Here is a 26,582-nt window from a genome sequence, read left to right on the forward strand (position 1 = left end):
CTTCGATCGAGGGTCGGGATGGTTGTGGCAGCGGAGCTCAGATGCTGTATTCCGCTGGTCCGCGGACCGTCGCCCGCGGACCGGGGACGAAGCGGTAGCCGCCGCTGCGGACGGTGACGACGGCGTGCCGGCAGCCCTTGAGTTTCCGGCGCAACCGGCCGACGTACACGTCGATGGACCGGGTTGCCGCGCCCGGGGTGTCGAACGCGTCGAGGCAAAGCTGCAGCTCCTGCCGGCTTACCGTGCGGGAGCAGTTCTGCACGAGACATCTCAGAAGCGTGAACTCCAGATCCGTCAGGGGCACCCGCTCTCCATCCAGCCTGGCGTCTCCGGCCGCGAGGTCGACGGCGAGCCGGCTGATGCTGCCGGGGACGGGCTCCAGGCCCGCCCCGCCGGTGTCCCCGGCGGGATCTGCTGTTCCCGCCGGGGTGCCGTCGTCTCCGGGGGACCGGACGACGGCGGATGTTGCGGCTCCGGCGGCGGGCCTAAAGTGGACTTCCGCCTCCGGGGCACATCTGAGGGCGCGGCCGAGCACGAGTTCGGCCGCGCGGGCCAGGCACACCGGGTCAACGTCGGAGTCGTCCGGCACCGTGACCCAGACCGCCAGTCCCTTCGCGGTGAGGCCGGCCTGCCGTGCCTGCCCGTTATGCCGGGCCCGTCCGTGAACGGCGGGCGGGGTGCCGGCCACGGCCGCCTGGCTCACACGCCGCCGCGGCGGATCAGCTTGCCGGCCGGGGTCCGGCCGTCGATCAGGGTGCCGCGGAGGTAGGTCTGCCGGACGACGCCGGAAAGCGCCTTGCCGTCATACGGGGTGATGGGGTTCTTGTGCTTGAGCTTGGAGACATCCACAACGAAAGCCTCGTCCGGGGCAAATACGGCGAGGTCGGCGTCGTATCCCAGCGCCAGTTGGCCTTTGTTGCCCAGGCCGGCGAGTTGGGCCGGCTTTGCCGCCATCCACGAGAGAACCTGCTCGAGCGGGATGCCGCGGTGCCGGGCCTCGGTCCAGATCAGCGACAGGCCCAGCTGCAGCGAGGAGACGCCGCCCCAGGCCACGGCGAAGTCACCGTTTTCCAGGTCCTTCAGGTCCAGGGTGGACGGGGAGTGGTCCGAGACGATGCAGTCGATGGTGCCGTCCCGCAGGCCGGCCCACAGCAGTTCGCGGTTGGAGGCTTCGCGGATCGGCGGGCAGCACTTGTAGGCTGTGGCGCCGTTCGGGATTTCCTCGGCCGTCAGCGTCAGGTAGTGCGGGCACGTTTCCACGGTGAGGCGAACGCCGTCGCGCTTGGCGGTGGCGATCATGGGGAGCGCGTCGGAGGAGGAAAGGTGCAGGATGTGGGCGCGGGCTCCGGTCCAGCGGGCCCGTTCGATGACCTCGGCGACGGCCTTGTTCTCGGCCCCGCGCGGGCGGGAGGCCAGGAACGTGGAGTAGTGGTCGCCGCCGGGGTGGGGCGCGTGGTCGATCGCGTGGGAGTCCTCGGCGTGGACGATCATGAGCGAGTCGAAGGACTTGAGCTCGGCCATGTCCTGTTCCATTTCGTCCGCTTCCAAGTGCGGGAACTCGTCCACGCCGGAGTGCAGCAGGAAGCATTTGAAGCCGAAAACGCCCTCGTCGTGCAGCGGCCGCAGTTCGTTCTTGTTGCCCGGGACGGCTCCGCCCCAGAAGCCGACGTCCACGAACACCTGGTCCCCGGCCACCTCCCGCTTCAGTTTCAGGGCCTCCACGGTAGTGGTGGGCGGGATGCTGTTCAACGGCATGTCAATGAGGGTGGTGACGCCGCCGGCCGCTGCCGCCCGGGTGGCGGACGCGAATCCCTCCCACTCGGTCCGGCCGGGCTCATTGACGTGCACGTGGGTGTCCACGAGGCCCGGCAGGAGGGTCTCGTCGTCGGCGAGTTCAATGACTTCACGGCCGGAGAGGCCGTTGCCCAGCGGCTCGATCGCGACAATCACGCCGCCGCGGATGCCGACTTCCCGGGCGGCGATGCCGGCGGTGGTCAGCACCCGCTGCCCGCGGAAGACGACGTCGTAGGTTTCTTCAGACACTGAGGGTCTCCTTTCCCGGAGCACTGTCCAGGGCGCGGGCGCCCTGCGCGGAGTGCGCCACGTTGGCCAATTGCTCGCCGAGTTGCCGTCCGAGGCGCTCCAGCAGCGCCGCGGCGTCGGTTATACATGTGTCTACATTGCTTTCCAGCTCCGTCAAAGCGTGGACTGCGAGGAACCCGGAACTGCTGATCTGCTCCGGGGTCAGGACGGACCGGCCGCACACCGCGACCACCGGAACCTTGGCGCGGCGCGCCGCCCGGGCAACGCCCACCGGAGTCTTGCCCAGCAGGGTCTGTTCGTCGAGGCTGCCTTCGCCGGTGATCACCAGATCCGCGCCGGCCAGCCGCTCGGCCAGCCCGGTGAATTCGAGGACGACGTCGATGCCGGGCCGGCGGGTCGCGGCCAGTACCGCGATGGCTGCGTAGCCCACGCCGCCGGCAGCTCCGGCACCCGGAGCGTCCGCAGCCTTCCGCGCGCGGGGCCCGATTTCGGCGCAGAGCACGTCCACAAAGCGGGCTAGGGCGGCGTCGAGGGCTGCTACGTCCTCGGGGTCGGCGCCCTTCTGCGGACCGAAGATCGCAGCGGCGCCTTGGGCACCAAGCAACGGGTTGTCGACGTCGCTGGCGAGTACGAAGCGTGCGCCGTCCAGGCGGGAATCGAAGCCGGAGAAGTCGATCCAGTCCAGCCGGGCCAGGGCCGCACCGCCGGGCGGAAGTTCGTTGCCGTCGGCATCGAGGAGCTTGGCACCGAGTCCCTGCAGGACCCCCGCGCCCCCGTCGGTGTTGGCGCTGCCGCCGACGCCCAGGATGATCTGCCGGCACCCGGCGTCGAGCGCGGCCCGGATCAGTTCGCCGGTTCCCTTGCTGCTGGCGCCATTGGCGGAGGCGGAATCAGGGCGGCCGCCCCTGCCGCCGGGCAGGACGGCGAGGCCGGACGCGGCGGCCATCTCGATGACCGCCTCGCGTCCGCGGACCGCGAACTCCGCCCGGATCGGCGCGCCGGTGGGGCCGCTGACGACGGCGCTGCGGCGGGTGAAGCCGGAGCCGACGGCGGCATCGAGGGTGCCCTCGCCGCCGTCGGCCACGGGAATCCGCAGTACCTCCAGATTGCCACCGCAAGCCCTCTGCAGCCCTGCTTCGAGGTGCCGGGCGACGTCCGGGGCCGAGAGCGATCCCTTGAACTTGTCCGGCGCTATGACGACGCGCATCTCAGGCCTGCAGGGCCAGAATGGCGGTGGGGGCGTCCTCGGCGGTCTCGGCCAGGGCCTCGAACTCGTTGACGGCGTTGATTTCGGTGCCCATGGAGATGTTCGTGATCTTCTCCAGGATGACTTCCACCACCACCGGAACCCTGAACTCGCCCAGGAGCGCCTTGGCCTTGTCGAACGCGGCAGGCAGGTCCTCCGGGTTTTCCACCCGGATCGCCTTGCAGCCCAGGCCCTCGGCCACCTTAATGTGGTCCACGCCGTAGCCGCTTGCGGTTGCAGAGAGATCCGTGGAGTTGATGTTCTCGAACGCCAGGGACACGTTCTGTTCCATGTTGAAGCCGCGCTGGGACTGCCGGATCAGGCCGAGGTAGGAGTTGTTGACCACAACGTGGATGTACGGCAGGTTGAATTGCGCGCCCACGGCCAGTTCCTCGATCATGAACTGGAAGTCGTAGTCGCCGGAGAGGGCAACCACGGTCTGGTCCGGCTTGCCCCGGACCACGCCCAGCGCGGCGGGGGCGGTCCAGCCCAGCGGGCCTGCCTGTCCGGCGTTGATCCATTTGCGCGGGCCGAACACGTGCAGCATCTGGGCGCCGGCGATCTGCGACAGTCCGATGGTGGACACGTACGTGGTGTCCTTGCCGAATGCTTTGTTCATTTCCTCGTACACGCGCTGCGGCTTGATCGGCACGTTGTCGAAGTGGGTCTTGCGGTGCAGTGTGGCTTTGCGCCCGGAACATTCGTCAACCCAGGCGGTGTAGTCCGGCAGGGACCCGGCGTCCCGGCGTTCCCGGGCCAGCTCCAGCAGCCCATCCAGGGCGGCGCCGGCGTCGGAGGCGATGCCGAAGTCCGGGGAGAACACGCGGCCGATCTGGGTCGGCTCGATGTCGATGTGCACGAACGTGCGGCCGGCGGTGTAGGTGTCCAGGCCGCCGGTGTGGCGGTTGGCCCAGCGGTTGCCGATGCCGATCACGGAGTCGCTGCGCAGGAAGTTCTCGTTGCCGTACCGGTGGCTGGTCTGCAGGCCCACCATGCCGGCCATGAGTTCGTGGTCATCCGGGATCGCGCCCCAGCCCATCAGGGTGGGGATCACGGGGACGCCCAGCAGCTCGGCCAGTTCCACGAGCTGGGCCGAGGCTCCGGCATTGATGATGCCGCCGCCGGCCACGATCAGCGGGCGCTCGCCTGCGGTGAGCATGTCCAGTGCCTTTTCCAGCTGCTTCCGGCTGGCCCTGGGCTTCTCCACGGGCAGGGGCTCATAGGTGTCGATATCGAATTCGATCTCGGCCATCTGCACGTCGATCGGCAGGTCCAGCAGTACCGGGCCCGGGCGGCCTGAGCGCATCAGCTGGAAAGCTTTCTGGAAGGCTCCGGGAACCTGGCCGGGTTCAAGGATGGTCATGGCCAACTTGGTGACCGGCTTGGCGATGGACTCGATGTCCACGGCCTGGAAGTCCTCCTTGTGCAGCTTGGCCACGGGTGCCTGGCCGGTGATGCAGAGCATCGGGATGGAATCGGCCCACGCCGCGTACAGGCCGGTGATCATGTCCGTGCCCGCGGGGCCCGAGGTGCCGATGCAGATGCCGATGTTGCCGTCCTTGGCCCGGCTGTAGCCGTCGGCCATGTGGCTGGCGCCTTCAACGTGGCGGGCCAGGGTGTGGCGGATGCCGCCGTGGGCCCTCATGGCCGAATAGAACGGGTTGATCGCCGCGCCTGGCAGGCCGAACGCCTCGGTGGCGCCCTCCTTTTCCAGGATGGCGACGGCTGCGTCTACAGTGCGCATCTTCGTCATGGTGTGCTCCTTGAAAGTCTGTTTTTGGGTGTGCTGAAGGGAAGCCCGGCGAATCGTCGCGGGCACCTCTTGTTGGGGGGAGGGCGGGCCGCCGTCGTAAATCTCGACGCCGGCCGGTGCGTTCGTGTCGAAGTGCCCCTTGACGGGGCGGCAGCGCCGCTTAGTTGCGGCCGCTGAGCTTCAGGACCTGCTTGAAAAGGCCCGAGTGGTCCAGTCCGCCGTCGCCCTGGTTGACGGTGGCGGCGACGAGCTGCGCGACGATGGCGCCGAGGGGGACGGCGACATTGGCCTCGCGGGCCGCGGAGGTGACGATGCCGAGGTCCTTGTGGTGCAGGGCCAGGCGGAAACCGGGGTCGAAGTTGCGGTCCAGCATCTTCTGGCCCTTCTGCTCCAGGACCTTGGAGCCGGCCAGGCCGCCGCCGAGGACCTTGAGGGCGGCGTCCGTGTCCACGCCGTAGGCCTCGAGGAAGGCGATCGCCTCGCCAAGGACTTCAATGTTGACGGCCACGATCAGCTGGTTGGCTGCCTTGACGGTCTGGCCGGCGCCGGAGGGCCCCACGTGGACGATGGTCTTGCCGACGGCGGCCAGGACATCCCGTGCCGCCTCGAAGTCGGCGGCGTCACCGCCCACCATGATGGAGAGCGCGGCGTCGATGGCGCCTTGTTCGCCGCCGGAGACCGGGGCGTCGAGGGGACGGATCCCGGCGGCCCGGGCGTCGTCGGCGAGGCGTTTGGCGACGTCGGGGCGGATGCTGCTGGCATCAACCCACAGGGCGCCCGGCTTGGCGTTGTCGAACACGCCGTCGGGACCGCTGACCACGCCTTCGACGTCGGGGGAGTCCGGCACCATGGTGATGACCACGTCGGCGTCCCTGACGGCCTCCGCGATGCTCGCGGCACCCTTGCCGCCTTCGGAGACGAGCTTGTCGGTCTTGTCCTGGCTGCGGTTGAAGCCCGTGACCGCGTGGCCGGCCTTGACGAGGTTGATGGCCATGGGAAGGCCCATGATACCGAGGCCGATGACTGCGATGTTGCTCATTGTGGTTCTCTTTCTGAAGTCTTTGTGTTCGATGTAGCGCGGGTGTGCTTCTTTGCCACGGCGGGCGGTGGGCCCACGCCCGCCGGGTTCCCTGGCCGAGCTTGCGAGGTTAGGGAGCGGGTGGGGATTACTGCGGGACGCGCTGGCGGATGGCCCAGCTGAATGCGGTCCCCGCGGGTTCCTTGTATTCGAGGCCGATGTAGCCCTCGTAGCCGAGTGCGCGGCTGCGGGCGATCCATTCGCCGAGGGGAAGCTGCCCGGTTCCGGGAGCCCCGCGGCCGGGGTTGTCGGCGATCTGGATGTGGCCGAAGTCCTTGGCGTGCTTTTCGATGACGGCGGCGACGTCGTCACCGTTCACGGCCAGGTGGTAGAAGTCCGCGAGGAGCTTGACGTTCCCGGCGCCGGATTCCTGCTTGACCCGGGCGATCACATCGAGGGCATCCTGTGCCTTGAGCAGGGGGTACCGGGGGGCGCCGCTGACGGGTTCCAGGAGGACCGTACCGCCGATGCGGGCCACGCCGGCAGCCGCCGTCGCCAGGTTTTCGGCGCCAATGGCGTCCTGCTGCTCAGCGGATTCGCCGTCAATGCGGTTGCCGTAGAGGGCGTTGAAGGCCTTGCAGCCGAGGCGCTCACCGATGCCGGCAACGACGTCGATGTTGTCCTGGAATTCGGTGGAGCGCGCGGGCCAGGAGACCAGGCCGCGGTCGCCGCCGGGCATGTCGCCCGCGTTGAAGTTCAGGCCCGTCAGCTGCACGCCGGCGTCGGTAATGGCGTTCTCAAACCGGGCAACCTCGACGTCGGTGGGGACGGAGGTCTCGAAGGGCCACCAGAATTCTACGGCGTCAAAACCGGCGGCCTTCGCGGCGGCCGGGCGTTCCCAGAGGGGGATCTCCGTCAGGAGGATGGAGCAGTTCACGGTGTACGTCATTGTGGGTTCCTTCCGGTGTGGGCGGGAGCTGGATCCCGGGCACCTTTGCCTTGCAGATCCTTGCTTGTTTTCCGCTTTGTGGAATTAAGATTCTGCTTTATGAAAAGTGTAGGGAAGGTTGGGCCGGGGAGTCAAGGGGTGAGCTAATGGGGGTGTGGCTGCGGGGTGAGGCGCGAGGGACCCCGATATTCTTGCCCCGGCACCTCGGAGCGCGGGAGCCTACGGTATTTCAGGTTCCGGCAGTTCAGGGCGCGCGGGCAGCAGATGCGGCGAAATTCCCTACCGCTTCGTTGGGTCCTTGCGGATGCCCAGGCCCACGAGTGCGCCGACCCCGAGGCCGATCAGCAGGCCCGTGAATGGCTTGTCGACGGTGGTGACTCCGATGGCGAAGCCGAGGGCCGCGCCAAGGAGCATTCCGATCCACAGGGATTCGTACTTCACAGCCTCAGGCTAGCAAGCATCGCCCGGGCCGCAAGGGCTCCGGGCTGGGTGACCAGATTTGGTGCCGAGGCGCGGCCGGCGGAACCACGGAGGAGTCCGCCCCGTCAGACGGGGCGGACTCCACTACGTGGATCGGTATTGGTGGATCGGTATTGGTGGATCGGTATTGGTGGATCGGTCTTAGGTCAGGCGGATCTGGCGGTTGACATCCTTGTACAGCAGGTACCGGAAGTTGCCCGGACCGCCGGCGTAGCACGCCTGGGGGCAGAAGGCACGCAGCCACATGAAGTCGCCGGCCTCCACCTCCACCCAGTCGTCATTGAGCCGGTAGACGGCTTTGCCTTCCAGCACGAAGAGGCCGTGCTCCATGACGTGGGTTTCCGCGAAGGGGATGGAGGCGCCGGGCTTGAGGGTGACGATGTTGACGTGCATGTCGTGGGCGAGGTCCTCCGGGTCCACGAAACGCGTGGTGGCCCAGGCCCCGTCGGTGTCCGGCATCGCCCGCGGTGCGACGTCCTGGTCGCGGGTTACAAAGGATTTCGCCGTGTAGCCGTCCAGCGGCTCGTAGGCCTTCCGGATCCACTGGAAACTGGCGATCTCCCCGGACTCGTTCGCCACGGACCATTGGGCCCCCGCGGCGAGGTAGGCGTAGCCGCCCTCGCCCAGCCTGTGGATTTCCCCCTCAAGGGTCAGTGCCAGGGCGCCCTTGGTCAGGAAGATAACGCCTTCGACGCCGGCCTCCGGCTCGGGCTTTTCCGAACCTCCGCCCGGTCCCACCTCGACGATCAGCTGCGAGAACGTCGTGGCAAAACCGGCGATGGGCCGGGCCAGGATCCAGGAACGGGTGTTGGTCCAGCCGGGCAGTTTGCTCGTGACGATGTCCCGGAGCACGCCCTTCGGAATGACGGTGTAGGCCTCCTTGACCACGGCCCGGTCCGAGAGGATCTGGGTCTGCGGCGGAAGCCCGCCTTCGGGGTAGAAATAGTTGCTCATGGGTGCGTTCCTTTTGCTGAGGGAGTGGAGGTGTTGGCCAGCCGGGGGTGGGCCAGCGCGGTGAGTTCGGGGAGCCCGACGCCGGCCAGCGCCAGGACTTCTTCGGTGCCGACGGCGCCGCACTGGACGCCGCGAAGCACGAAGGCTGCCAGAGCCCGTGCGGTGGCGGGTTCATCCAGAACGCCGCCGGCGGTTTGGTCCACGTAATTGCGGAGCCGGGCAGCGGCGGCCGGGAGCCCTTGCCGGTAGAAGGCGTAGGTCGCGGCGAACCGGCTGGGCAGCTGGGCGGGGTGGAGGTCCCAGCCCTGGTAGTAGCCGCGTTCCAGCGAGCGGCGGACCAGCCGGCCGTGGAGCTGCCAGGCCTGCTCCACGTTCCCGCCCACCGGGATGATGTTGGTGGAGCCGTCGGAGAGCCGGATCCCGGTGCCGGCCGCGGCAAGCTGCATGACTTCCTTGGCAAAGTCCGCCACGGGATGTTCCATGGACTGGTATTCGGCGGAGATCTGCAGCGATGCCGAGTAGTCGTAGGTGCCGTAGTGCAGCCCGCTGATCCGGCCGGGCACCGCGTGCGGCAGGCGCGCCACCGGCGAGGTTCCGTCCGGGCCCAGGATGAGCTGCGGCGTTTCCACCTGAACCTCAAAGCGGAGCCGGCCCGCGGGGAGCGAGTGGACTTCCTCGAGCCGGGACACGGCGAAGGCCATGGCCTCCACCTGCGCCACCGTGGTGACCTTGGGCAGGGTGAGGACGAGCCCGTCCGGCAGTTCGCCGGCGGTGGCCAGCTGCGAGACGAAGAGATCCAGGGTCCGCAGACCCCGGGCGCGGGTGGCAGCCTCGAAGCACTTGAAGCGGATCCCGATGAACGGCGGCGCGGTACCGGCGGCGACGGCGGCGGCCACGGCGGATGCCGCGGCGACAGCGGCGGCGTCCTCGGCGTCGTCACCCCGGTCCCCGAACCCGTCCTCAAAGTCCAGGCGGAGGTCCTCGATCGGCTCGCGTGAGAGCTTGGCCCGGACCCGCGGCGCGACGGCGGCGGCCAGTTCGGCTTCCTGGCCCTGCAGCGCGCACAGGCTTTCGACGCCGCCGCGGGCGTCCACCGCGGCGAGGCCCTGGGCGCCCCAGTCCGCGGCGAACTCCGGGCTGAAGCGGTCGGCCGGAACGTAGACGGTGTGCACCGGCTGGCGGGAGCCGTCGTCGCCCGGGTAGCTGCGCTCCAGCAGCCGGTCGGTGTCGGCGAGCTGCGCATCGATCCGGGCGAGGTCGGCCCCGGAGAGGGCCGGCGTCACCGGACCCTGACGCTGCAGATGGCTGCGTGGTTGCGGCCTGGCGCTGGCGGAGGTGGCTGCCATGCCTCAGCCCACCAGCTCGTACGCCGGCGTGGTGAGGAAGTCCGTGTAGTCCTCGGACAGGCAGATGTCGCCGATGAGCTTGCTGGCGGGCAGGTAGTGCTTCACGAAAGCGTCCTCGCCCACCTCGCCCCGGAGCTTCTCGGTTTCCTCGGCCAGGATCCCGGATACCAGCTCGCGGGTGACGGTCCGGCCAGTGTCGGCGAGCACAGAGTGGTTGCGGATCTGCTGCCAGACCTGGGACCGCGAGATTTCCGCCGTCGCCGCGTCCTCCATCAGGTTGTGGATGGCGACCGCGCCGTTGCCCGAAATCCACACCGCTGTGTAGGCGACGGCAACGTAGAGGTTCAGGCGCATGCCTGCCTCGGTGACCGTGCCACGGGCGGAGGCGACGTCCAGGAGCTGGTCCGCGGTGACCGAGACTTCCGGGCGCTGCCTGTCCAGCTGGTTCGGCCGCTCGCCCAGGACGGCGTCGAAGACGTCCCGGCAGACCGGCACCAGGTCCGGGTGGGCCACCCAGGAACCGTCAAAGCCGTCGTTCGCCTCACGGGTCTTGTCCGCGCGCACTTTCTCGAACGCCTGGGCTGTCACCTCGGGTTCGCGGCGGTTGGGAATGACGGCCGCCATGCCGCCCATGGCGAAGGCGCCGCGGTGGTGGCAGGTCTTGACCAGCAGTTCGGTGTAGGCACGCATAAACGGCGCGGTCATAGCCACGGTGGCGCGGTCCGGCAGCACAAAGCGCGAGCCGGCGTCACGGAAGTACTTGATGATGCTGAACAGGTAGTCCCAGCGGCCGGCGTTCAGGCCAGAGGCGTGGTCGCGGAGTTCGTAGAGGATCTCGTCCATTTCGAACGCTGCGGGGATGGTCTCGATCAGGACGGTCGCGCGGATGGTGCCTTGCGGAATGCCGAGGTAGTCCTGGGCGAAGACGAAGACCTCGTTCCACAGCCGGGCCTCGAGGTGGCTCTCCATCTTGGGCAGGTAATAGTACGGGCCATGGCCATTCTTCAGCAGCTGCCTGGCGGTGTGGAAGAAGTGCAGGCCGAAGTCCACCAGGGCGCCCACGGTGTGTTCGCCGTCGATCAGCAGGTGGCGCTCTGCCATGTGCCAGCCGCGCGGGCGGGCGACAACGACGGCCAGCGGGGCATCGGTCCGGAGCGTATATTCCTTGCCCTCGGGGGACGTGTAGGCCAGGGTTCCCGCCGCGGCGTCGCGGAGGTTCACGATTGATTCGACCACGTTGGACCAGGTGGGAGTGCTGGCGTCCTCGAGGTCCGCGAGCCAGACCTTGGCCCCGGAGTTCAGGGCATTAATGGCCATCTTGGCCGGTGCGGCCGGACCCGTCATTTCCACCCGGCGGTCCTGCAGGGCTGTCGGGGCCGGGGCCACCGTCCAGTCGCCTTCACGGATATCACGGGTTTCCGGCAGGAAATCGAGCCGGCCGGTGCGGGCCACCTCGTCGCGTTTGACCGCGCGGGCCTTGAGCAAATCCGCGCGGGTGGCGGCGAAACGCTGGTGCAATTGCTCAATGAAGGCCAGCGCCTCGGGTGTGAGGATCTCCTCCGCGCGGTCAACGGGGCGGCGGGCTGAAATGGTGAGGGCCATTGTGGTCCTTCCTGGTCGGTGAAGCAGGCGGCGAATCAGGCGTGGGTCAGCGCGGCGGCCGGGACCGTCGCGTGGGCAGCCGCGACAACCGCCGCGGCGACGTCGGCGGCAACGTGGGGGTCGAAGACGCTGGGAATGATGTAGCTGGCATTGAGCTCGTCGTCGGCGACCCGGTTGGCGATCGCCGCGGCGGCGGCCACCAGCATCTCGGGGGTGATGTCCGCCGCCCCCGCGTCCAGCAGCCCGCGGAAGAACCCTGGGAAGGCCAGGACGTTGTTGATCTGGTTGGGGAAGTCGCTGCGGCCGGTCGCCACCACAGCGGCGTGCCGTGATGCGACCACCGGGTCGATTTCCGGCGTGGGGTTGGCCATGGCGAACACAATAGCGTCGTTGGCCATGGATGCCACCTGTTCTTCGCCGATCACGTGCGGTGCGCTGACGCCGATGAAGACGTCGGCTCCCTTGAGCGCTTCGTGCAGGGTGCCCGAGAAGCCCCGTTCATTGGTGTTCTCGGCAATCCACGTGCGGTGCTCGTCGTTGTACTGTTCGCCGAAGTGGATCGCTCCCGAGCGGCCGGCGGCGACGATGTTGCGGGCCCCCTGTGCCTTGAGCAGCGCGATGATGGCGGAGCCGGCGGCGCCGACGCCCGAAACGACAATCCGGACCTCGGAGAGTTTCTTGTCCACGACGCGCAGGGCGTTGGTCAGGGCTGCCAGCGTGACGATTGCGGTTCCGTGCTGGTCGTCGTGGAAGACCGGGATGTCGAGTTCCTCGCGGAGCCGGGTTTCGATCTCGAAGCAGCGCGGAGCGGCGATGTCCTCAAGGTTGACCCCGCCGTAGACCGGGGCGAGCGCCTTGACGATCCGGATGATTTCCTCCGTGTCCTGGGTGTCCAGGCAGACCGGCCAGGCGTCGACGTTGGCGAACTGCTTGAAGAGCGCGGCCTTGCCTTCCATGACCGGCAGTGCGGCGGCCGGGCCGATGTTGCCGAGGCCCAGGACGGCGGAGCCGTCGGTCACGACGGCGATGGTGTTGCGTTTGATGGTCAGGTTCCGGGCGGCCTCAGGGTTTTCCGCGATCGCCAGGCAGACGCGGGCGACGCCGGGGGTGTAGGCGCGGGAGAGGTCGTCCCGGTTGCGCAGGGCGACCTTCGGCACAACCTCCAGCTTGCCGCCGAGGTGCATCAGGAAAGTTCGGTCCGAGACGTTCCGGACCGTGACGCCGTCGAGCGCGTTGAGCGCGTCCTTGACGCGTGCGGCGTGGTCGTCGTCCGTGGTGTTGCAGGTGACGTCGACTACCAGGGTCTCGTGGTGGGACTCGGTGACGTCCAGGGCCGTGATCGCGGCGCCGGCCGCACCGACGGCGGCGGCCAGTTCGCTGGTGGCACTGAAGCTGGACGGCGCCTCCACACGCAGGGTGATCGAATTTCCGGGGCTCGGATTCGCCATTGAATTTCCTCCTAGTCGGCCCGCGGACGGGCTCTTGCTGCACTTATTTATTTCGTATGATGGATATTATTATCTACTTTGTGGAATTACAAGCCCCGAGGGTCCGTCGACGGCGGGCCGGCGGTACTGTATCTTGGGTCTACTAAGCACTTTTTTCACGATGTGGATAAAATTTGTCGGAAGCAACCTCTCAGGAGAGCAAAGTTATGGCGGAAAAAGCCCCCGGAGGCGTGCAGTCCGTTGAACGCGTTTTCGAACTTCTGGAACTGATCACTGATGCCGGCGGCGACGTCACACTCAGCGAACTCTCGTCCTCCACCGACCTGCCGCTTCCCACCATCCACCGGCTGCTGCGCACCCTCGTCACCCTGGGCTACATCCGGCAGCTGCCGAACCGGCGCTATGCCCTGGGCCCGCGCCTGATCCGTCTGGGCGAGGCGGCGAACAAGCAGCTCGGCGCGCTTGCCCGGCCGCAGCTCCAGTCCCTCGTGGAACGGCTCGGGGAAACCGCCAACATGGCCGTGCTGGACTCTGACATGGTGATGTACGTGGCCCAGGTCCCGTCCCTGCATTCCATGCGGATGATCACCGAAGTGGGCCGCCGCGGTTACATGCATGCCACCGGCATGGGCAAAGCGATCCTGGCCCAGCTGGACGATGAGACGGTGCGTGGCATCGTGACCCGGAAGGGCATGCCCACCCCCACTCCGAAGAGCATCGGCGACGTCGAGTCCCTGTTCGCCGACTTGAAGCTGATCCGCGGCCGCGGCTATTCGATCGATGAGGAAGAGCAAGAGATCGGCGTCCGCTGCTTCGCGATTGCCATCCCCAATGCGCCGACCCCCGCGGCGATTTCCGTCTCCGGGCCTGTTTCCCGGGTGGACGAGACTTTCGCGGACCGGGCTGTGCCATTGCTGCGCGAGGCAGCCCTGGCGATCTCCCAGGACCTCAACAAGAGCTGACCTCCAGCGGCTGTGCCGCCGTCTGCCAGGCCACGTTGCGGCCCCTTTACCTTCACAGGGAGGGGCCGCAACGCTCATGCCGGTGGTGTCTTAGGGGGCTAGTGTTCGGATGTCGCGGCGGACTCCACCGGGACTTCCTTGCCGTCGCAGTCGATCAGTTTGCCGTTCTCGTAACGGTCGCCCTCGGCCAGGCATTGAAGGTCTTCCTCGCGGATGACGCGGCCCGTTCCGGCCACGAAGACCGACTGGTTCTCCGAGTTGCCCTTCTTCAGGTGGTTGAAGAGCAGGTTCAGCGCGATGGCCATGACCGCTGCGGAGCTGATGCCGGAATGGAAAATCGTTGCGAACCAGCTGGGGAACTTGTCGTAGAACGTGGGGGCGGCGATCGGGATCATCCCGAAGCCGATGGAGGCGGCGACGATGATCAGGTTCATGTTGTTCCGGTACTCCACCTTGGCCAGGGTCCGGATGCCGCTCGCGGCCACCGTGCCGAAGAGCACAATCCCGGCACCTCCCAGGACGGCTGTGGGGACCGCCGCGACCACGCGGCCGAGCACCGGCAGCAGGCCCAGCAGCACCAGGATGACGCCGCCGGCCGCCACCACATAGCGGCTCTTGATCTTGGTGACGGCGACCAAACCAACGTTCTGGGCGAACGCGCTTTGCGTGAAGGAGCCGAAGACCGGCGCCACGAGGCTGGAAACCATATCTGCCCGCAGGCCCGCTGCGATCCGCTTCGAATCAACCCGGGTGCCCACGATTTCGCCGACGGCCAGGATGTCGGCCATGGTCTCGGTCAGGATGACCAGGACCACGATCAGCATGGAGATGATGGCGGCAGCCTCGAAGGTGGGTGCGCCGAGGTGGAACGGTGCGGGGAAGGCAACGATCGGGCCGTCGCCGACGTTCGAGAAGTCCGCCATGCCGGTGACGACGGCGACCCCCGTTCCGGCCAGCATGGCCAGCAGGATGGACAGGCGGGAAATAGTGGCGCTGCCGACCTTGCTCAGCAGGAGCACGAGGGCCAGGGTAATAGCCGCCAGCCCGATGTTGGCCACGCTCCCGTAGTCCTCGGCCTTCCTGTTTCCGCCCATGGCCCAGTTGGCCGCCACGGGCATCAGTGTGAGGCCGATGATGGTGATGACTGTGCCGGTGACCACCGGCGGGAAGAACCGGACAATCTTGGAGAACACCGGGGCGATCAGCAGCCCGATGGCTGCAGAGGCAATGACAGCGCCGAAGACGGCAGGGAGGCCGCCTCCGCCGGTGACGATGGCGACCATCGTCGCCACGCTGGCGAACGAGACGCCCTGAACCAGGGGGAGCTGGGAGCCGAAGAACGGCAAGCCCAGGGTCTGGAGCAGCGTGGCCAGGCCGCCCATGAAGAGGGCCGCGGCGATCAGAACCCCGACGTCGGCCGGAGCCAGGCCGGCGGCCTGGCCGACGATCAGGGGGACGGCGATGATGCCGCCGTACATAGTCAGGACGTGCTGGAAGCCGTAGGCGAAACTGCTTCCGATGGAGAGTCGTTGGTCCTCGGGGCGGGGGGTGCCGCCGGAGCCGCCGGTGCCGCGGGTGCGTGGCAGCCGGGCGGTCAATTTTTTGCGTGCGTTCATGGCAGACCTTCTTGGTTCATGGCGGACTTCTTCGTCCGGCTAACAATGTCTGGCTAACGGGTGCTGGAATGCCGGCGCCGGAGCTCCGGGCCGGCCCGCTCGGGAGTCCTAGCAGAAGCCGGCGATCCCGGACCAGGCGATTTCCGCGGGGCTGGCGTCTTCACGCTGGACGGTGGCCTCGATCAGGCCGTAGGGGCGGTCGGCGGCGAAGAAGACCTCGTTGGGGTTGTCGAGGCCAAAGGGCGAGAGGTCAACGAGGAAGTGGTGCTTGTTGGGCATGGAGAACTTGATCTCGTCGATCTCGGTGTGAGCTTCGAGGACCTTGGCGCCCATGTCAAAGAGGGTCTGCTGCAGGGCGTGCGAGTACTTTTCGGTGAAGCCCTCCAGCAGCAGGCTCTTGACGTCCTCGTAGCTCTTGTTGAAGTCGAAGGTGCCGAAGTCGGTGCCGGTCCTGAAGCGCCAGCGGGCCGATACGTCCGTGGCGAGGATGCGGTCGGACGTTTCCGGGAGGGTGGTGTACTTGTCCCGCGGGAAGCCGCTGAATCCAGACTGGGTGGACTTCAGCACGGTGAGGTCCTTGAGCCCGGCGATGAGGTGCTCGGTACCGCCGTTGCGGACAAGGACCGCGGTGCGGACTTCCTGGCCGCTGCGGACGAAGGAGTGGTCGTGCCCGGTCCCGTGGGCCTGGATCCGGTCCCATTTGTAGGATTCGGCTGCCCAGCGGCCGCCGGTGACCCAGTCGAAGTTCGAGGTGAAGTGCTTGCCTAGCCGCAGCAGGAAGGCTTCCGGGGAGCCGATGCCGTCCCGGGCGAAGGCATAGATGGTGTTCTTTTGGGTGTCCGTGGCCACCACATGGCTGTTGTCGCCTTCGAGGTGGGCAGCCGCGAAGTCCCCGCGCAACTGCGAGGTGACATTCAGGTCTTCGATTTCATGGCGGTCGGTGTCCCTGGTGATCTTGACGACCCGGACTTCGGCTTTTCCGTACTGGTTGTGGCCGAGGACGATCTTGTTGCTCATGGTCTGATTCCCAACTTCAGGTATGTGACACCAAAGTCCCACATAGAAATTAAGCGCGTGTTTCCCGCGCGTTTCTCATTCCGTCGGCCCACAAAAAAGAGCCGACATCAGTTGATGCCAGCTCATTACGACCCTGCCTGCTGCTCCCAGGTTACGTGACCTGCGCCACGAATTGGGATTAAGCGTAGCCCGGTCCGGGCGTGGTGTACATCACTTTTCGAAAAAACGGTTTGTGACCGCGGCGGCCAGGGCTCTTGACCGCAGGCTTCCGTCGCCCTAGTCTTTTCCATATAGCAATAAATTATTTCCAAAATGTGGAATTCAGCCGCATGATTCGGTTCGGTGCGAGGAAGCAGCCACACAATGCATGAGGAGGAATCCATGAACTCGCAGGAGAAGGGCAGTGCCGTTGAATTTCCGGCGCCCGGCCAGGAGCTGTACCTGCCGTTCAGCGCCGCGGACTTCGGTGCCACAGACCCGGACTTCTACATTCCGGCCGACTGCGAACGGAGGGACCGCGGCTTTTCCCGATGGCTCCGTGCGCTGCCGCTCTTTGGCCGGTAGACGTTTTGTTTGGGCGGTAGGGCGGCGTTGGCGTGAAGACCCGGAAATAGAGATTTCACATAACGAAACTGGGCTTCCCTCAAATAGGGCGCGCCGCGCGGACATCCCGGTGCTACTGTCGATCTTGCCAACGGCGGGCAGCCCGGGACGCGGGAAGCTATCTACCAGGCGCAACCTTCAAGGCACATGCTGAAGACTGGTCACCGTCGCATACGGCCCTTGCGTACCCGTCACGGTGTACAGGCTTCCGCAGGTAGGGAGTGGCGGCATGACTACAACCGGTACGGCCCAGAAGTTCCTGGCGAGATCCATCGAGTTGGCCAAGGCTAACGTCCTGAACAGCGGCGGCCCGTTCGGCGCAGTGGTGGTCACTGCGGACGGGCTTGCGTTCGAAGGCGTCAACCGCGTCACCGCCACCAACGATCCCACGGCGCACGCCGAGGTGACGGCCATCCGGCGGGCCTGTAGCGAACTGGGCACCTTCGATCTCAGCGGTGCCACGCTCTACTGCAGCTGCGAGCCGTGCCCCATGTGCCTGGCGTCCGCACTGTGGGCGCGGGTGTCACGCGTGGTGTTCGCCGCGGACCGGCACGATGCCGCGTCCGCGGGGTTCGATGACGCCGTCTTCTACGAATACTTCGAAAACGATCAGCGCGACGCGCTCATGCCGGTGGGCAGGCTGGAACTCACAGACCCGCAAGCGCCCGCGGCACTGGATCCCTTCAAGGCCTGGAACTCGCTTGAGTCCCGGACCGACTACTAGCGCCGGGGACTGCGGCCATGTTGGATCTGCTCCCGCACCTGAGCACATGGCGGCCGGCCGCGTCCGGGCAGCTCTGCGCGGTGGCCACCGTCGTGGGCACTGCCGGATCAGTGCCGAGGCCCGTGGGCACCTCCATGCTGGTCTCGGAGACCGGCGAGGTGCTGGGCAGCCTGTCCGGTGGATGCGTTGAAGGGGCCGTTGTGGAAGCGGCCCTGGAGGCAATGCGCGACGGCAGGACGCGCCGGGAGTTCTTCGGATACAGCGCCGAGGACGCGTTTGCGGCCGGGCTGACCTGCGGCGGCAGGCTGGAAATCCACATCGAACCCGTGGATACGGGGCCCGGCCGGCTGCGGCTGGACGGCCTGCTGGCCCTGGCAGGGAGGCATCCGGCCGGCGGCGCTGCGCTGATCCGCAGGGTAGACGCCGGCGGAGGCGGCGCCGTCGTGGTTCCAGACCCGGCGGCCTTCCAGGTACTGCAGTCGGCCGAACTCGCCGCGATGCTCGGTGCGGGCGGTTCCGGTGGTGCCGGGCTCGCGATGCGGGCGGCAGCAGCCCAGTTGGAACCGCTGCTGAGGGGAGGCCGTACAGGGCTGGTCCGGATCGCGTCCGCGGGGGAGCGCCAGCAGGAACCCGTGAGCCTGCTGGTGGAGAGCCGGCTACCGGCGCCGCGCCTGCTGATCTTCGGCGCCAATGACTTCGGTGCGGCACTCGTGCCGGCCGCGAAACTCCTGGGCTTCCATGTCACGGTGTGCGATGCGCGCCCGGCGTTCGCACAGCAGGACAGGTTCGGCGCCGCGGACGAGGTGGCCACGGCCTGGCCGCACCGGTACTTGGCGGACCAAGTGCTGGCCGGCCGCACCGACGCCCGGACGGCCATCTGCGTGCTCACACACGATCCGAAATTCGATGTCCCGCTCCTGCAGGCCGCGCTCGGCCTGGACGTGGACTATGTCGGCGCCATGGGGTCCAGACGAAGCCACCGCGGGCGGATCGATGCTCTGCGGCAGGCCGGCGTGGCCGACGGCGACCTGGCCCGGCTGCATTCGCCCATCGGCCTGGACCTCGGGGCCGTCACGCCGGAAGAGGTCGCGGTCTCCATCACGGCAGAACTCGTGGCCAACCGGAGCAAGGCCGCCGGGCTGGCCCAGGGCAGCGTGTCCCTGAAGGATGCCAGCGGCCCCATTCACCACTACTCCCGAAATCATCAGGACAGCAGTCATCACGGCCGCAACCATCACGGCCGCAACCATCACGACAGCAGCGCCGGCATGCCGGAACCTGAGGAGGCCCAGTGGACATGAACACCATCGAGGCCGTGGTCCGCACCGCGGATCCGGCGCAGTGGCGCGAAGGGGACGCCTGGCTCGCGGGGGGCACCGTGCTTTTCTCCTCCGGGAGCCCCGCCGCCGGACAGGAACCGCTCCGGCGCCTCCTGGACCTCGGCTCCACGGACTGGACACCCATAGCGGTGTCGGCGGCCGGCATCGAGCTGGCGGCGACCTGCACCATCGCGCAACTGTATGCATTCCCGGATGCGGATGCGGATGCGGATACGGATGCCGGCTCGGCCGCCGGCCGGGGGCTGGCCGGGAACTGGCCCGGCGTGGAGCTCGTCCGCCCCTGCTGCGAGTCTTTTGTGGCCTCCTTCAAGGTCTGGTACATGTCCACGGTGGGCGGCAACCTGTGCACTTCCCTGCCGGCCGGGCCCATGATCTCGCTCTGCGCGGCGCTCGACGCCACGGCCACCATTCTGGGCCCCGGCGGCGCCCGCCGCACGCTCCCGGTGCTGGACTTCGTTACGGGCGACGGGACGAACTGCCTCGCTCCCGGCGAGCTCCTGCGCAGCGTGAGCCTGCCGGCGGCGGCACTGTCCTCCCGGGTGGCCTTCCGCCGGCTGTCGCTGAGCAACCTGGGCAGGTCAGCGGTGCTGCTGATTGGAAGGCTCGACGCCGGCGGCACCCTGGTCCTGACCGTCACCGCAGCCACCAAGCGCCCCGTGCAGCTGCGCCTGGAGTCCTCCGCGGCGGCGCTCGCCGGCGCCCTCACTGATGCTCTCTCCGAGGCCTTGGATGCCGCCATCCCCGATGAGCTGTACCACGACGACGTCCACGGCCTGCCCGCCTGGCGCAAGGACATGACGTACCGGCTGGCCCATGAAATCCAGGCCGAACTCACCGCCCCGGCAGGCCGCGACCCGTTACGCATATCCGGTGACTTCTGGCCGCCGCGGGGCGGGACCCTGAACGGTGGACTCCGGACGGAAGGTGCCTGAGCATGAGAATCGAGATCAACGGTGTCCCGGCGCAGGCCGAACCCCGTCCCGGCCAGTGCCTGCGGACGTTCCTTCGCGAGCAGGGGAACCTGGGCGTCAAGAAGGGCTGCGACGCCGGCGACTGCGGCGCCTGCACGGTGCACGTGGACGGGGTCCCGGTGCACAGCTGCATTTATCCCGCGGTCCGCGCGGAAGGCCGGGCGGTCACCACGGTGGAAGGACTGGCCGCCGCCAGCGCCTCCGGCGGACCCGGTGACCCCAACAGCACCGCGCTTCATCCGATGCAGCAGCAGTTCCTGGACCGGCAGGGCTTCCAATGCGGCTTTTGCACGGCCGGCATGGTGATGACGGCAGCGACGTTCGATGAGGAGCAGAGGGCGGACCTGCCGCGGAACCTGAAGGGCAACCTGTGCCGGTGCACCGGGTACACGGCCATCGAGGACGCCGTCTGCGGGAGGGGGAGCCGCCCGGTCACCCCTTCTGAGGGGCCTGGCCGGCCGGAGCCGCGCGCCGGACAACTGGGCGACGACGCTCCCGCCCCCGCCGGCCTCGCCATCGTCACGGGGCAGGCCCGCTACACCCTGGACGTCCCGGCCGATGAACTGCCCGGGCTGCTGCACGCGAAACTGCTGCGCTCCCCGCATGCCCACGCCCGGATCCGCTCCATCGACGCAGCAGCCGCGCTGGCGATTCCCGGCGTCGCGGCCGTCTTCACCCACGAGGACTCCCCGGCGCAGCTGTTTTCGACCGCGCAGCACGAGCTCTACACCGACGACCCGGACGACACCCGCGTGTTTGACGACGTCGTGCGGTTCACCGGCCAGCGCGTCGCCGCCGTCGTCGCCGGGACGGTGGCGGCGGCGGAGGCTGGCGTGCGGGCCCTGAAGGTCGACTACGAGGTGCTGGACGCGGTCTTTACCCCGGAGCACGCCATGCTCCCCGGCGCCCCCGCCCTCCACGGGGACAAGGACGCAACCACGGCCCGCATCAGCCGGCCGGAGCGGAACGTCGTCGCGGAACTGCATTCCGAGCTCGGCGACATGGCGGCCGGGTTCGCCGCGGCGGACTTCATCCACGAACACACGTACCGGACTCAACGGGTGCAGCACATGGCGCTCGAAACCCATGCCTCCATCGCCTCGATCGGCGGTGACGGGCGGCTGCTGATCCGCACCTCCAGCCAGGTCCCGTTCCTGGTGCGGCGCACCCTGGGCCGGGTGTTCGGCCTGCCGGAAGAGCAGATCCGGGTGGTGGCCGGACGGGTGGGCGGCGGTTTCGGCGGCAAACAAGAGGTGCTCACCGAGGACGTCGTGGCGCTGGCCGCCCTGAAGCTCAACCGCCCCGTGCAGCTTGAATTCACCCGGACCGAACAGTTCACCGCCGCCACCACCAAGCATCCCTTCACCATCCATCTCAAGGCCGGCGCCAGCCGCGACGGGCGGCTGACCGCACTGAAGCTGGAGGTGCTCACCAACACGGGCGCCTATGGCAACCACGCGACCGGGGTCATGTTCCACGGCTGCGGTGAGTCGTTGGCGGTGTACAAATGCGCCAACAAGAAAGTGGACGCCCACGCCGTGTACACCAACACGGTGCCGTCCGGTGCCTTCCGAGGCTACGGGCTCAGCCAGATGATCTTCGCGATCGAATCCGGCATCGACGAGCTCGCGGCAGGGATCGGCATGGACCCCCTGGAGTTCCGCCGCCGGAACATGGTCCGGGAAGGCGACGACATGCTGTCCATCCGCGACGAGCCCCAGGAGGACGTCCGCTACGGCAGCTACGGCCTGGACCAGTGCACGAAGCTGGTCGAGGACGCGCTGGCCCGTGGGCGGGAACGCTGCCGCGCCGCCGGCCTCGACAGCCTGGGACCGGACTGGGTGGTCGGGGAGGGGACTGCCCTGTCCATGATCGACACCGTCCCGCCACGCGGCCACTTTGCCCACTCCAGGCTCCGGCTCCTGCCCGACGGGACCTACGCCGCCGACGTCGGGACGGCAGAATTCGGCAACGGCACCTCCACCGTCCACGCGCAGCTCGCGGCCACCGCGCTGTCCACCTCCGCCGCCCGCGTCACCCTCCGGCAGTCCGACACCGACCTGGTGGACCACGATTCCGGGGCGTTCGGATCTGCCGGCACCGTAGTGGCGGGCAAAGCGACGCTCGCGGCCGCCGAGGACCTCGCCCTCCGCATCCGCGCCTTCGCCGCCGGCCTCCGCCTCGTGCCGCGCTCCGGCTGCGTCCTGGACGGGGACGCTGTGGACTGCGAGGGAACCCGGGTGCCCCTGACGGACATTTACGACGCCGCGGAGCAGGCCGGCGTCGAGCTCGCCGCCGAGGGGCGTTGGGGCGGGACGCCGCGTTCCGTGGCGTTCAATGTCCAGGGCTTCCGGGTGGCGGTGAACACCGGGACGGGGGAGCTGCGAATCCTGCAGAGCGTGCAGGCGGCCGACGCCGGCGTGGTGGTCAATCCGCGCCAGTGCCGCGGCCAGATCGAAGGCGGGATCGCGCAGGCCCTCGGCTCTGCGCTCTACGAGGAGGTCACAGTGGACGACGCCGGCCGCGTCACCACCGACGTCCTGCGGCAGTACCACGTCCCCTCCTTCGCCGACGTGCCGCGCAGCGAGGTGTACTTCGCCGACACCAGCGACAAGCTGGGCCCGCTGGGCGCGAAGTCGATGAGCGAGAGCCCGTTCAATCCGGTGGCGCCGGCGCTCGCGAACGCCATCCGGAACGCCACCGGCGTGAGGTTTTCCCAGCTGCCCATCACCCGGGACAAGATCTATCTGGGCCTGAAGGAAGCAGGGCTGGTTCGTCCGCTTTGAGGCCGCTGCCGGCCTATAGTCGGACGATGGAACAACGAATCTTGGGCAAAACCGGACGAAACGTCTCCACCGTCGGGTTGGGGACGTGGCAGCTTGGCGCGGACTGGGGCAACGTGGACCCCGCGCAGGCGCAGGCCATCCTGGCGGCCTCCGTCGAAGCGGGCGTCACGTTCTTCGACACCGCGGACGTCTATGGCGACGGCCGCAGTGAGCAGGCCATCGGCGCCTTCCTGGCCGACAACCCCGGCCTGGACATCACGGTGGCCACCAAGATGGGCCGGCGGGTGGAGCAGCGGCCGGCGAACTACAACCTCGCCAACTTCCGCGAATGGACCGACCGGTCGCGGCGCAACCTGGGCGTCGAGCAGCTGGATCTGGTCCAGCTGCACTGCCCGCCCACCGCGGTGTACAGCAACAACGAGGTCTACGACGCGCTGGACACGCTCGTGGCCGAGGGGGCCATCCGCAACTACGGCGTCAGCGTGGAGCGGACCGAGGAAGCCCTCGAAGCAATGCGCCACGACGGCACCGCCACCGTGCAGATCATCCTCAACGCCTTCCGGCTCAAGCCGCTGGATGAAGTGTTGCCCGCCGCCGAGGCCGCCGGGGTGGGCATCATCGCCCGCGTCCCGCTCGCCTCCGGGCTGCTCTCCGGCAAATACACCGCGGAGACGTCCTTCGCGGAGGACGATCACCGGAACTATAACCGCACCGGATCGGCGTTCGACGTCGGGGAAACCTTCTCCGGCGTGGACTTCGGGGAAGGCCTCAAAGCGGTGGCCGAGTTCGAGGAACTGGTGCCCGACGGCGTCAGCACCGCCCAGGCGGCCATCGCCTGGATCGCGGCGCAGGACGGCGTCAGCACGGTGATCCCGGGCGCGCGGAACGTGGACCAGGCGCGCTCCAATGCCGCCGCGGCGGGTGTCAGCGGCATTGACGCAACGTTCGACGTCGGCGTCCGCGAAATCTATGACCGCTACTTCCGTGAAACCATCCACCCGCGCTGGTAGGGCGCTTGATTCTGCCGGGTGTCCCCAAGGGCCGACGAATGACTGTTTCCTCCATCGACGGCTTCGTTGACCGTCTCGCGGCCGTCGAAACGGGGCCGGGCTGCAACAACTTCTTTGATCACACCGAGCCTGGAAATGCGCAGCGGCGGCGGAACCTGGAGCTCTATCTGCGGGAGATGCAGGACCGCGCCCCAAAGGTCCTGCTGCTGGGCGAAGCCCCCGGGTACAGGGGCATGAGGATCACCGGGATTCCCTTCACGAACCGCGCAATGCTCGAAGGCCCTGCCAACGGGTTTGGGCTGTTTGGGCCCGGGAAGGGGTACGTGCTCCCGGCGGATGCTGCGGGAATCGCTGCGGAGCCGACGGCCACGGTGATGTGGCAGGTCCTGGCCGAGCTGGAATTCCTGCCCCTGCTGTGGAGCGCCTGCCCGTGGCACACCCACGTGCCCGGGCGGCCGCTGTCCAACCGCACGCCGAGGGCCTCCGAGGCTGACCTTGGAACTCCGTTCTGGCAGGCGCTGATCGAGGCGTTTTCCATCGAAACCGTGGTGGCCGTGGGCAATGTGGCGCACCGCAGCCTGCAGCGCAGCGGCATGGACGCCCCGAAAATCAGGCACCCGGCCCACGGCGGCCGGTCCGGTTTCAAGCGCGGCCTGCAGGAGTTTTTGGCTCACTCGCGCTAAAACCAGCGCGGGGTCAGATACGGCCCATCGAGGGGGTCTTGATGGGCCGTATCTGACCCCGCGTTGTCTTTAGTCGAGGAGGTGCAGCTGTTCGGGGGAGTCGAGGTCCTCGCCGCCGGAGAGGTCGCTGCAGTCCACCAGATCAATCAGGTCCCGGTGCGCCCGCAGGAAGACGCGCGCGCCGGCGTCGCCCGTTGCTGTTTCCGCGGCTTCGGTGCGAAGCCCGGCATCGAGCAGCAGCGGGTGTCCGCGCTGCAGCGTCCCCTCCGCGTCGCGGTAGCCGGCCGCCGTTACCCGGCCGGGCCGGTGGGCTGCCAGCAGCCGGGTGACGGTCTCCCTGGTCAGGCTGGGCTGGTCCACCAGCGCAATGAGCACATGGGCCTCCAGGGCCGCCGCGGCGATACCGGCCCGGAACGAGCTGCCCATTCCGCTGGCCCAGTGCGGGTTGTCGATGACCCGGTGCCGGCCGAGGTCGGTGGCGGCGCGGACCCTTGCCGCATCCGCGCCAAGCACCACCACCACCTCCCGGCAGCCGCCCGCTAGCAGCACGTCAGCGAGCACTTCGACCAGCGTGCGGCCATGGAAGGGGAGCAACGCCTTGGGCCCGAGCCCCAGCCGCGTCCCGGCTCCGGCGGCCAGCAGCACCGCCGTCGTGCCGCCGGATCCGGTGCCGTGCGCTCTGCTGTCGCTCATCTGCCCACCATAACTCGCTTCTCAGGCGTCGCCACCCGCTCCTCCGGTGGTCCCGGCGGTGACGTCCAGGAGCTTGTAGCGGTCGATCGCGTAGGCGGGCACCCCGCTGTCGACCTCTCCGCGCGAGGCCAGCAGCTGGAGGGTCTTCACTACAATCGAGTGGATGTCGTTCTTGAAGAAACGGCGGGCCGCGGCGCGGGTGTCGGAGAAGCCGAAACCGTCCGCGCCGAGCGAGGCGAACTGGTGCGGCAGGAACTGGCGGATCTGGTCCGGCACGGCCTTCATGTAGTCGGTGACCGCCACGACCGGCCCGGTGGCACCGGCGAGCTGCTGGGCCACGAACGGGACGCGGGCGGGCTGGCCGGGGTTCAGGAAGGCCTCTTCTTCTGCCGCGAGGCCGTCGCGGCGGAGTTCGGTCCAGGAGGTCACGGACCAGACATCGGCGGAGACGCCCCAGTCCTCGGCGAGGACCCGCTGGGCTTCGAGGGCCCACGGAACGGACACGCCGGAGGCCAGGATCTGGCTTTTAGGCCCGTCAAAGTCCGACTCCGACACCCGGTAGATGCCTTTCAGGACACCGTTGACGTCGAGGTTTTCGGGTTCGGCCGGCTGGACGATCGGCTCGTTGTAGACAGTGATGTAGTACATCACGTTCCGCGACGGATCGTTGCCGGCAATTTCCTTCCCGGCTTCGCCGGGGCCGTACATCCGCTCCAGGCCGTCCCGGATGATGTGGCCCATCTCGTAGCCGTATGCCGGGTCGTAGGTGATGACGGCCGGGTTGGTTGCTGCCAGTATCGGGGAGTGCCCGTCGGCGTGCTGCAGGCCTTCGCCGGTCAGCGTGGTCCGGCCTGCCGTGGCGCCGATGATGAACCCGCGGGTCATCTGGTCGGCGGCCGCCCAGAAGGAATCGCCTGTGCGCTGGAAGCCGAACATCGAGTAGAAGACGTAGACCGGGATGAGCGGTTCGCCGTGGGTGGCGTAGGACGTTCCGGCGGCGGTGAAGGCTGCCACCGCCCCGGCTTCATTGATGCCCGGGTGGATCAGCTGGCCCTGGGCCGATTCCTTATAGGCAAGGACGAGCTCCCGGTCCACGGAGAGGTAGCCCTGGCCGTCCGGGTTGTAGATCTTCGCCGTCGGGAAGAACGCGTCCATGCCGAACGTGCGGGATTCGTCCGGCACGATCGGGACAATCCGCTTGCCGAACTCCTTGTCCCGCATGAGGTCCTTGAGCAGGCGGACGAACGCCATGGTGGTGGCGGCGTGCTGCTTGCCGGAGCCGCGGTTGGCGACTTCGTAGACCTTCTCGTCCGGGAGGGTGACGTCGGCGTGCTTGGA

The 26,582-nt window shown here is 68.0% G+C and carries 23 protein-coding genes; 8 read left to right on the forward strand and 15 right to left on the reverse strand.

Annotated features, from left to right (window positions below):
- Positions 1 to 37 precede the first annotated feature (37 nt).
- The 11 genes from AC1DBX_RS09370 to AC1DBX_RS09420 all read right to left on the reverse strand — a co-directional run bounded on the left by AC1DBX_RS09370 (position 38) and on the right by AC1DBX_RS09420 (position 12,839).
- Positions 38 to 688 carry a winged helix-turn-helix domain-containing protein gene (locus AC1DBX_RS09370; RefSeq protein ID WP_476887145.1) on the reverse strand — a complete coding sequence of 217 codons (651 nt, stop codon included), beginning with the start codon at positions 686 to 688 and terminating at the stop codon, positions 38 to 40.
- 11 nt (positions 689 to 699) lie between these two features.
- Positions 700 to 2,043: an allantoinase AllB gene (gene allB / locus AC1DBX_RS09375; RefSeq protein WP_476931606.1), complete on the reverse strand. Its 1,344-nt coding sequence runs from the start codon at positions 2,041 to 2,043 to the stop codon at positions 700 to 702.
- Positions 2,036 to 3,250 (reverse strand): glycerate kinase, encoded by a 1,215-nt coding sequence (locus AC1DBX_RS09380; RefSeq protein WP_476931607.1) that lies wholly within the window; start codon positions 3,248 to 3,250, stop codon positions 2,036 to 2,038. Before AC1DBX_RS09380 ends, allB begins: the two co-directional genes overlap by 8 nt.
- 1 nt (position 3,251) lies before the next feature.
- The gene (gcl, locus tag AC1DBX_RS09385) at positions 3,252 to 5,042 is read right to left on the reverse strand and encodes a glyoxylate carboligase (RefSeq protein WP_476856967.1); all 1,791 of its coding nucleotides are present in this window, start codon (positions 5,040 to 5,042) and stop codon (positions 3,252 to 3,254) included.
- Between the two features lie 160 nt (positions 5,043 to 5,202).
- Positions 5,203 to 6,114 (reverse strand): 2-hydroxy-3-oxopropionate reductase, encoded by a 912-nt coding sequence (locus AC1DBX_RS09390; RefSeq protein WP_290370298.1) that lies wholly within the window; start codon positions 6,112 to 6,114, stop codon positions 5,203 to 5,205.
- A gap of 94 nt (positions 6,115 to 6,208) precedes the next feature.
- Positions 6,209 to 7,009 (reverse strand): hydroxypyruvate isomerase family protein, encoded by an 801-nt coding sequence (locus tag AC1DBX_RS09395; protein ID WP_476931608.1) that lies wholly within the window; start codon positions 7,007 to 7,009, stop codon positions 6,209 to 6,211.
- 279 nt (positions 7,010 to 7,288) lie between these two features.
- Positions 7,289 to 7,450, reverse strand: a complete 162-nt coding sequence (locus AC1DBX_RS09400) for a glycine zipper domain-containing protein (RefSeq protein WP_162159054.1) — start codon at positions 7,448 to 7,450, stop codon at positions 7,289 to 7,291.
- A gap of 180 nt (positions 7,451 to 7,630) precedes the next feature.
- Positions 7,631 to 8,443 carry a bifunctional allantoicase/(S)-ureidoglycine aminohydrolase gene (locus AC1DBX_RS09405; RefSeq protein ID WP_028275486.1) on the reverse strand — a complete coding sequence of 271 codons (813 nt, stop codon included), beginning with the start codon at positions 8,441 to 8,443 and terminating at the stop codon, positions 7,631 to 7,633.
- Positions 8,440 to 9,726 (reverse strand): DUF6986 family protein, encoded by a 1,287-nt coding sequence (locus AC1DBX_RS09410; protein ID WP_476931619.1) that lies wholly within the window; start codon positions 9,724 to 9,726, stop codon positions 8,440 to 8,442. The genes AC1DBX_RS09405 and AC1DBX_RS09410 overlap by 4 nt, the downstream gene beginning before the upstream one ends.
- A gap of 66 nt (positions 9,727 to 9,792) precedes the next feature.
- The gene (aceB, locus tag AC1DBX_RS09415; RefSeq protein ID WP_476887148.1) at positions 9,793 to 11,391 is read right to left on the reverse strand and encodes a malate synthase A; all 1,599 of its coding nucleotides are present in this window, start codon (positions 11,389 to 11,391) and stop codon (positions 9,793 to 9,795) included.
- A gap of 35 nt (positions 11,392 to 11,426) precedes the next feature.
- Entirely contained in the window at positions 11,427 to 12,839 is a 1,413-nt protein-coding gene (locus AC1DBX_RS09420) for an NAD-dependent malic enzyme (RefSeq protein ID WP_476931609.1), read from the reverse strand.
- Between the two features lie 206 nt (positions 12,840 to 13,045).
- Here AC1DBX_RS09420 and AC1DBX_RS09425 point away from each other — a divergent pair, with 206 nt between their 5' ends.
- Positions 13,046 to 13,801, forward strand: a complete 756-nt coding sequence (locus tag AC1DBX_RS09425; protein WP_476860186.1) for an IclR family transcriptional regulator — start codon at positions 13,046 to 13,048, stop codon at positions 13,799 to 13,801.
- 98 nt (positions 13,802 to 13,899) lie between these two features.
- On the opposite strand, the gene AC1DBX_RS09430 is transcribed toward AC1DBX_RS09425, so the two are convergent.
- A complete protein-coding gene (locus AC1DBX_RS09430; RefSeq protein ID WP_476871847.1) occupies positions 13,900 to 15,417 on the reverse strand; it encodes a nucleobase:cation symporter-2 family protein in 1,518 nt (505 codons plus the stop codon).
- A 108-nt stretch (positions 15,418 to 15,525) separates the two neighbouring features.
- On the reverse strand, positions 15,526 to 16,434 hold the full coding sequence (pucL, locus tag AC1DBX_RS09435) for a factor-independent urate hydroxylase (RefSeq protein WP_476931610.1): 909 nt from the start codon (positions 16,432 to 16,434) through the stop codon (positions 15,526 to 15,528).
- Positions 16,435 to 16,815: 381 nt separating this feature from the next.
- Between pucL and AC1DBX_RS09440 the strand changes: the two genes are divergently transcribed.
- The 7 genes from AC1DBX_RS09440 (at position 16,816) to AC1DBX_RS09470 (ending at position 24,551) form a co-directional block, all read left to right on the forward strand.
- Positions 16,816 to 16,998, forward strand: coding sequence for a hypothetical protein (locus AC1DBX_RS09440; RefSeq protein ID WP_476860183.1), 183 nt, complete (start codon positions 16,816 to 16,818; stop codon positions 16,996 to 16,998).
- 268 nt (positions 16,999 to 17,266) lie between these two features.
- Positions 17,267 to 17,761, forward strand: a complete 495-nt coding sequence (locus AC1DBX_RS09445) for a nucleoside deaminase (protein ID WP_476860182.1) — start codon at positions 17,267 to 17,269, stop codon at positions 17,759 to 17,761.
- A gap of 17 nt (positions 17,762 to 17,778) precedes the next feature.
- Positions 17,779 to 19,062: an XdhC family protein gene (locus tag AC1DBX_RS09450; protein ID WP_476860181.1), complete on the forward strand. Its 1,284-nt coding sequence runs from the start codon at positions 17,779 to 17,781 to the stop codon at positions 19,060 to 19,062.
- Complete coding sequence (locus AC1DBX_RS09455) at positions 19,053 to 20,033, forward strand: FAD binding domain-containing protein (protein ID WP_476873694.1); 981 nt, start codon at positions 19,053 to 19,055, stop codon at positions 20,031 to 20,033. The genes AC1DBX_RS09450 and AC1DBX_RS09455 overlap by 10 nt, the downstream gene beginning before the upstream one ends.
- Before the next feature lie 2 nt (positions 20,034 to 20,035).
- The gene (locus AC1DBX_RS09460; protein WP_476931611.1) at positions 20,036 to 22,858 is read left to right on the forward strand and encodes a molybdopterin-dependent oxidoreductase; all 2,823 of its coding nucleotides are present in this window, start codon (positions 20,036 to 20,038) and stop codon (positions 22,856 to 22,858) included.
- A gap of 26 nt (positions 22,859 to 22,884) precedes the next feature.
- Positions 22,885 to 23,868 carry an aldo/keto reductase gene (locus AC1DBX_RS09465; protein ID WP_476931612.1) on the forward strand — a complete coding sequence of 328 codons (984 nt, stop codon included), beginning with the start codon at positions 22,885 to 22,887 and terminating at the stop codon, positions 23,866 to 23,868.
- Positions 23,869 to 23,906: 38 nt separating this feature from the next.
- Entirely contained in the window at positions 23,907 to 24,551 is a 645-nt protein-coding gene (locus AC1DBX_RS09470; protein ID WP_476931613.1) for a uracil-DNA glycosylase, read from the forward strand.
- Between the two features lie 69 nt (positions 24,552 to 24,620).
- Here the strand turns inward: AC1DBX_RS09470 and nboR are convergent, their stop codons facing one another.
- Positions 24,621 to 25,244, reverse strand: a complete 624-nt coding sequence (gene nboR / locus AC1DBX_RS09475) for a nicotine blue oxidoreductase (protein ID WP_476871856.1) — start codon at positions 25,242 to 25,244, stop codon at positions 24,621 to 24,623.
- 21 nt (positions 25,245 to 25,265) lie between these two features.
- Positions 25,266 to 26,582, reverse strand: a 1,317-nt coding sequence (locus AC1DBX_RS09480; protein WP_476931614.1) for a transketolase-like TK C-terminal-containing protein, incomplete at its 5' end; no start/stop codon positions are given.

The sequence above is a fragment of the Arthrobacter sp. 10N44_2 genome, assembly GCF_056394385.1.

Excerpts from the sequence above, each read along its gene's own strand:
- AC1DBX_RS09380 (WP_476931607.1), bottom strand. The coding sequence starts at position 3,250 with ATGCGCGTCGTCATAGCGCCGGACAAGTTCAAGGGATCGCTCTCGGCC.
- gcl (WP_476856967.1), bottom strand. The coding sequence starts at position 5,042 with ATGACGAAGATGCGCACTGTAGACGCAGCCGTCGCCATCCTGGAAAAG.
- AC1DBX_RS09395 (WP_476931608.1), bottom strand. The coding sequence starts at position 7,009 with ATGACGTACACCGTGAACTGCTCCATCCTCCTGACGGAGATCCCCCTC.
- AC1DBX_RS09405 (WP_028275486.1), bottom strand. The coding sequence starts at position 8,443 with ATGAGCAACTATTTCTACCCCGAAGGCGGGCTTCCGCCGCAGACCCAG.
- aceB (WP_476887148.1), bottom strand. The coding sequence starts at position 11,391 with ATGGCCCTCACCATTTCAGCCCGCCGCCCCGTTGACCGCGCGGAGGAG.
- AC1DBX_RS09420 (WP_476931609.1), bottom strand. The coding sequence starts at position 12,839 with ATGGCGAATCCGAGCCCCGGAAATTCGATCACCCTGCGTGTGGAGGCG.
- AC1DBX_RS09425 (WP_476860186.1), top strand. The coding sequence starts at position 13,046 with ATGGCGGAAAAAGCCCCCGGAGGCGTGCAGTCCGTTGAACGCGTTTTC.
- AC1DBX_RS09430 (WP_476871847.1), bottom strand. The coding sequence starts at position 15,417 with ATGAACGCACGCAAAAAATTGACCGCCCGGCTGCCACGCACCCGCGGC.
- pucL (WP_476931610.1), bottom strand. The coding sequence starts at position 16,434 with ATGAGCAACAAGATCGTCCTCGGCCACAACCAGTACGGAAAAGCCGAA.
- AC1DBX_RS09440 (WP_476860183.1), top strand. The coding sequence starts at position 16,816 with ATGAACTCGCAGGAGAAGGGCAGTGCCGTTGAATTTCCGGCGCCCGGC.
- AC1DBX_RS09445 (WP_476860182.1), top strand. The coding sequence starts at position 17,267 with ATGACTACAACCGGTACGGCCCAGAAGTTCCTGGCGAGATCCATCGAG.
- AC1DBX_RS09450 (WP_476860181.1), top strand. The coding sequence starts at position 17,779 with ATGTTGGATCTGCTCCCGCACCTGAGCACATGGCGGCCGGCCGCGTCC.
- AC1DBX_RS09460 (WP_476931611.1), top strand. The coding sequence starts at position 20,036 with ATGAGAATCGAGATCAACGGTGTCCCGGCGCAGGCCGAACCCCGTCCC.
- AC1DBX_RS09465 (WP_476931612.1), top strand. The coding sequence starts at position 22,885 with ATGGAACAACGAATCTTGGGCAAAACCGGACGAAACGTCTCCACCGTC.
- AC1DBX_RS09470 (WP_476931613.1), top strand. The coding sequence starts at position 23,907 with ATGACTGTTTCCTCCATCGACGGCTTCGTTGACCGTCTCGCGGCCGTC.
- nboR (WP_476871856.1), bottom strand. The coding sequence starts at position 25,244 with ATGAGCGACAGCAGAGCGCACGGCACCGGATCCGGCGGCACGACGGCG.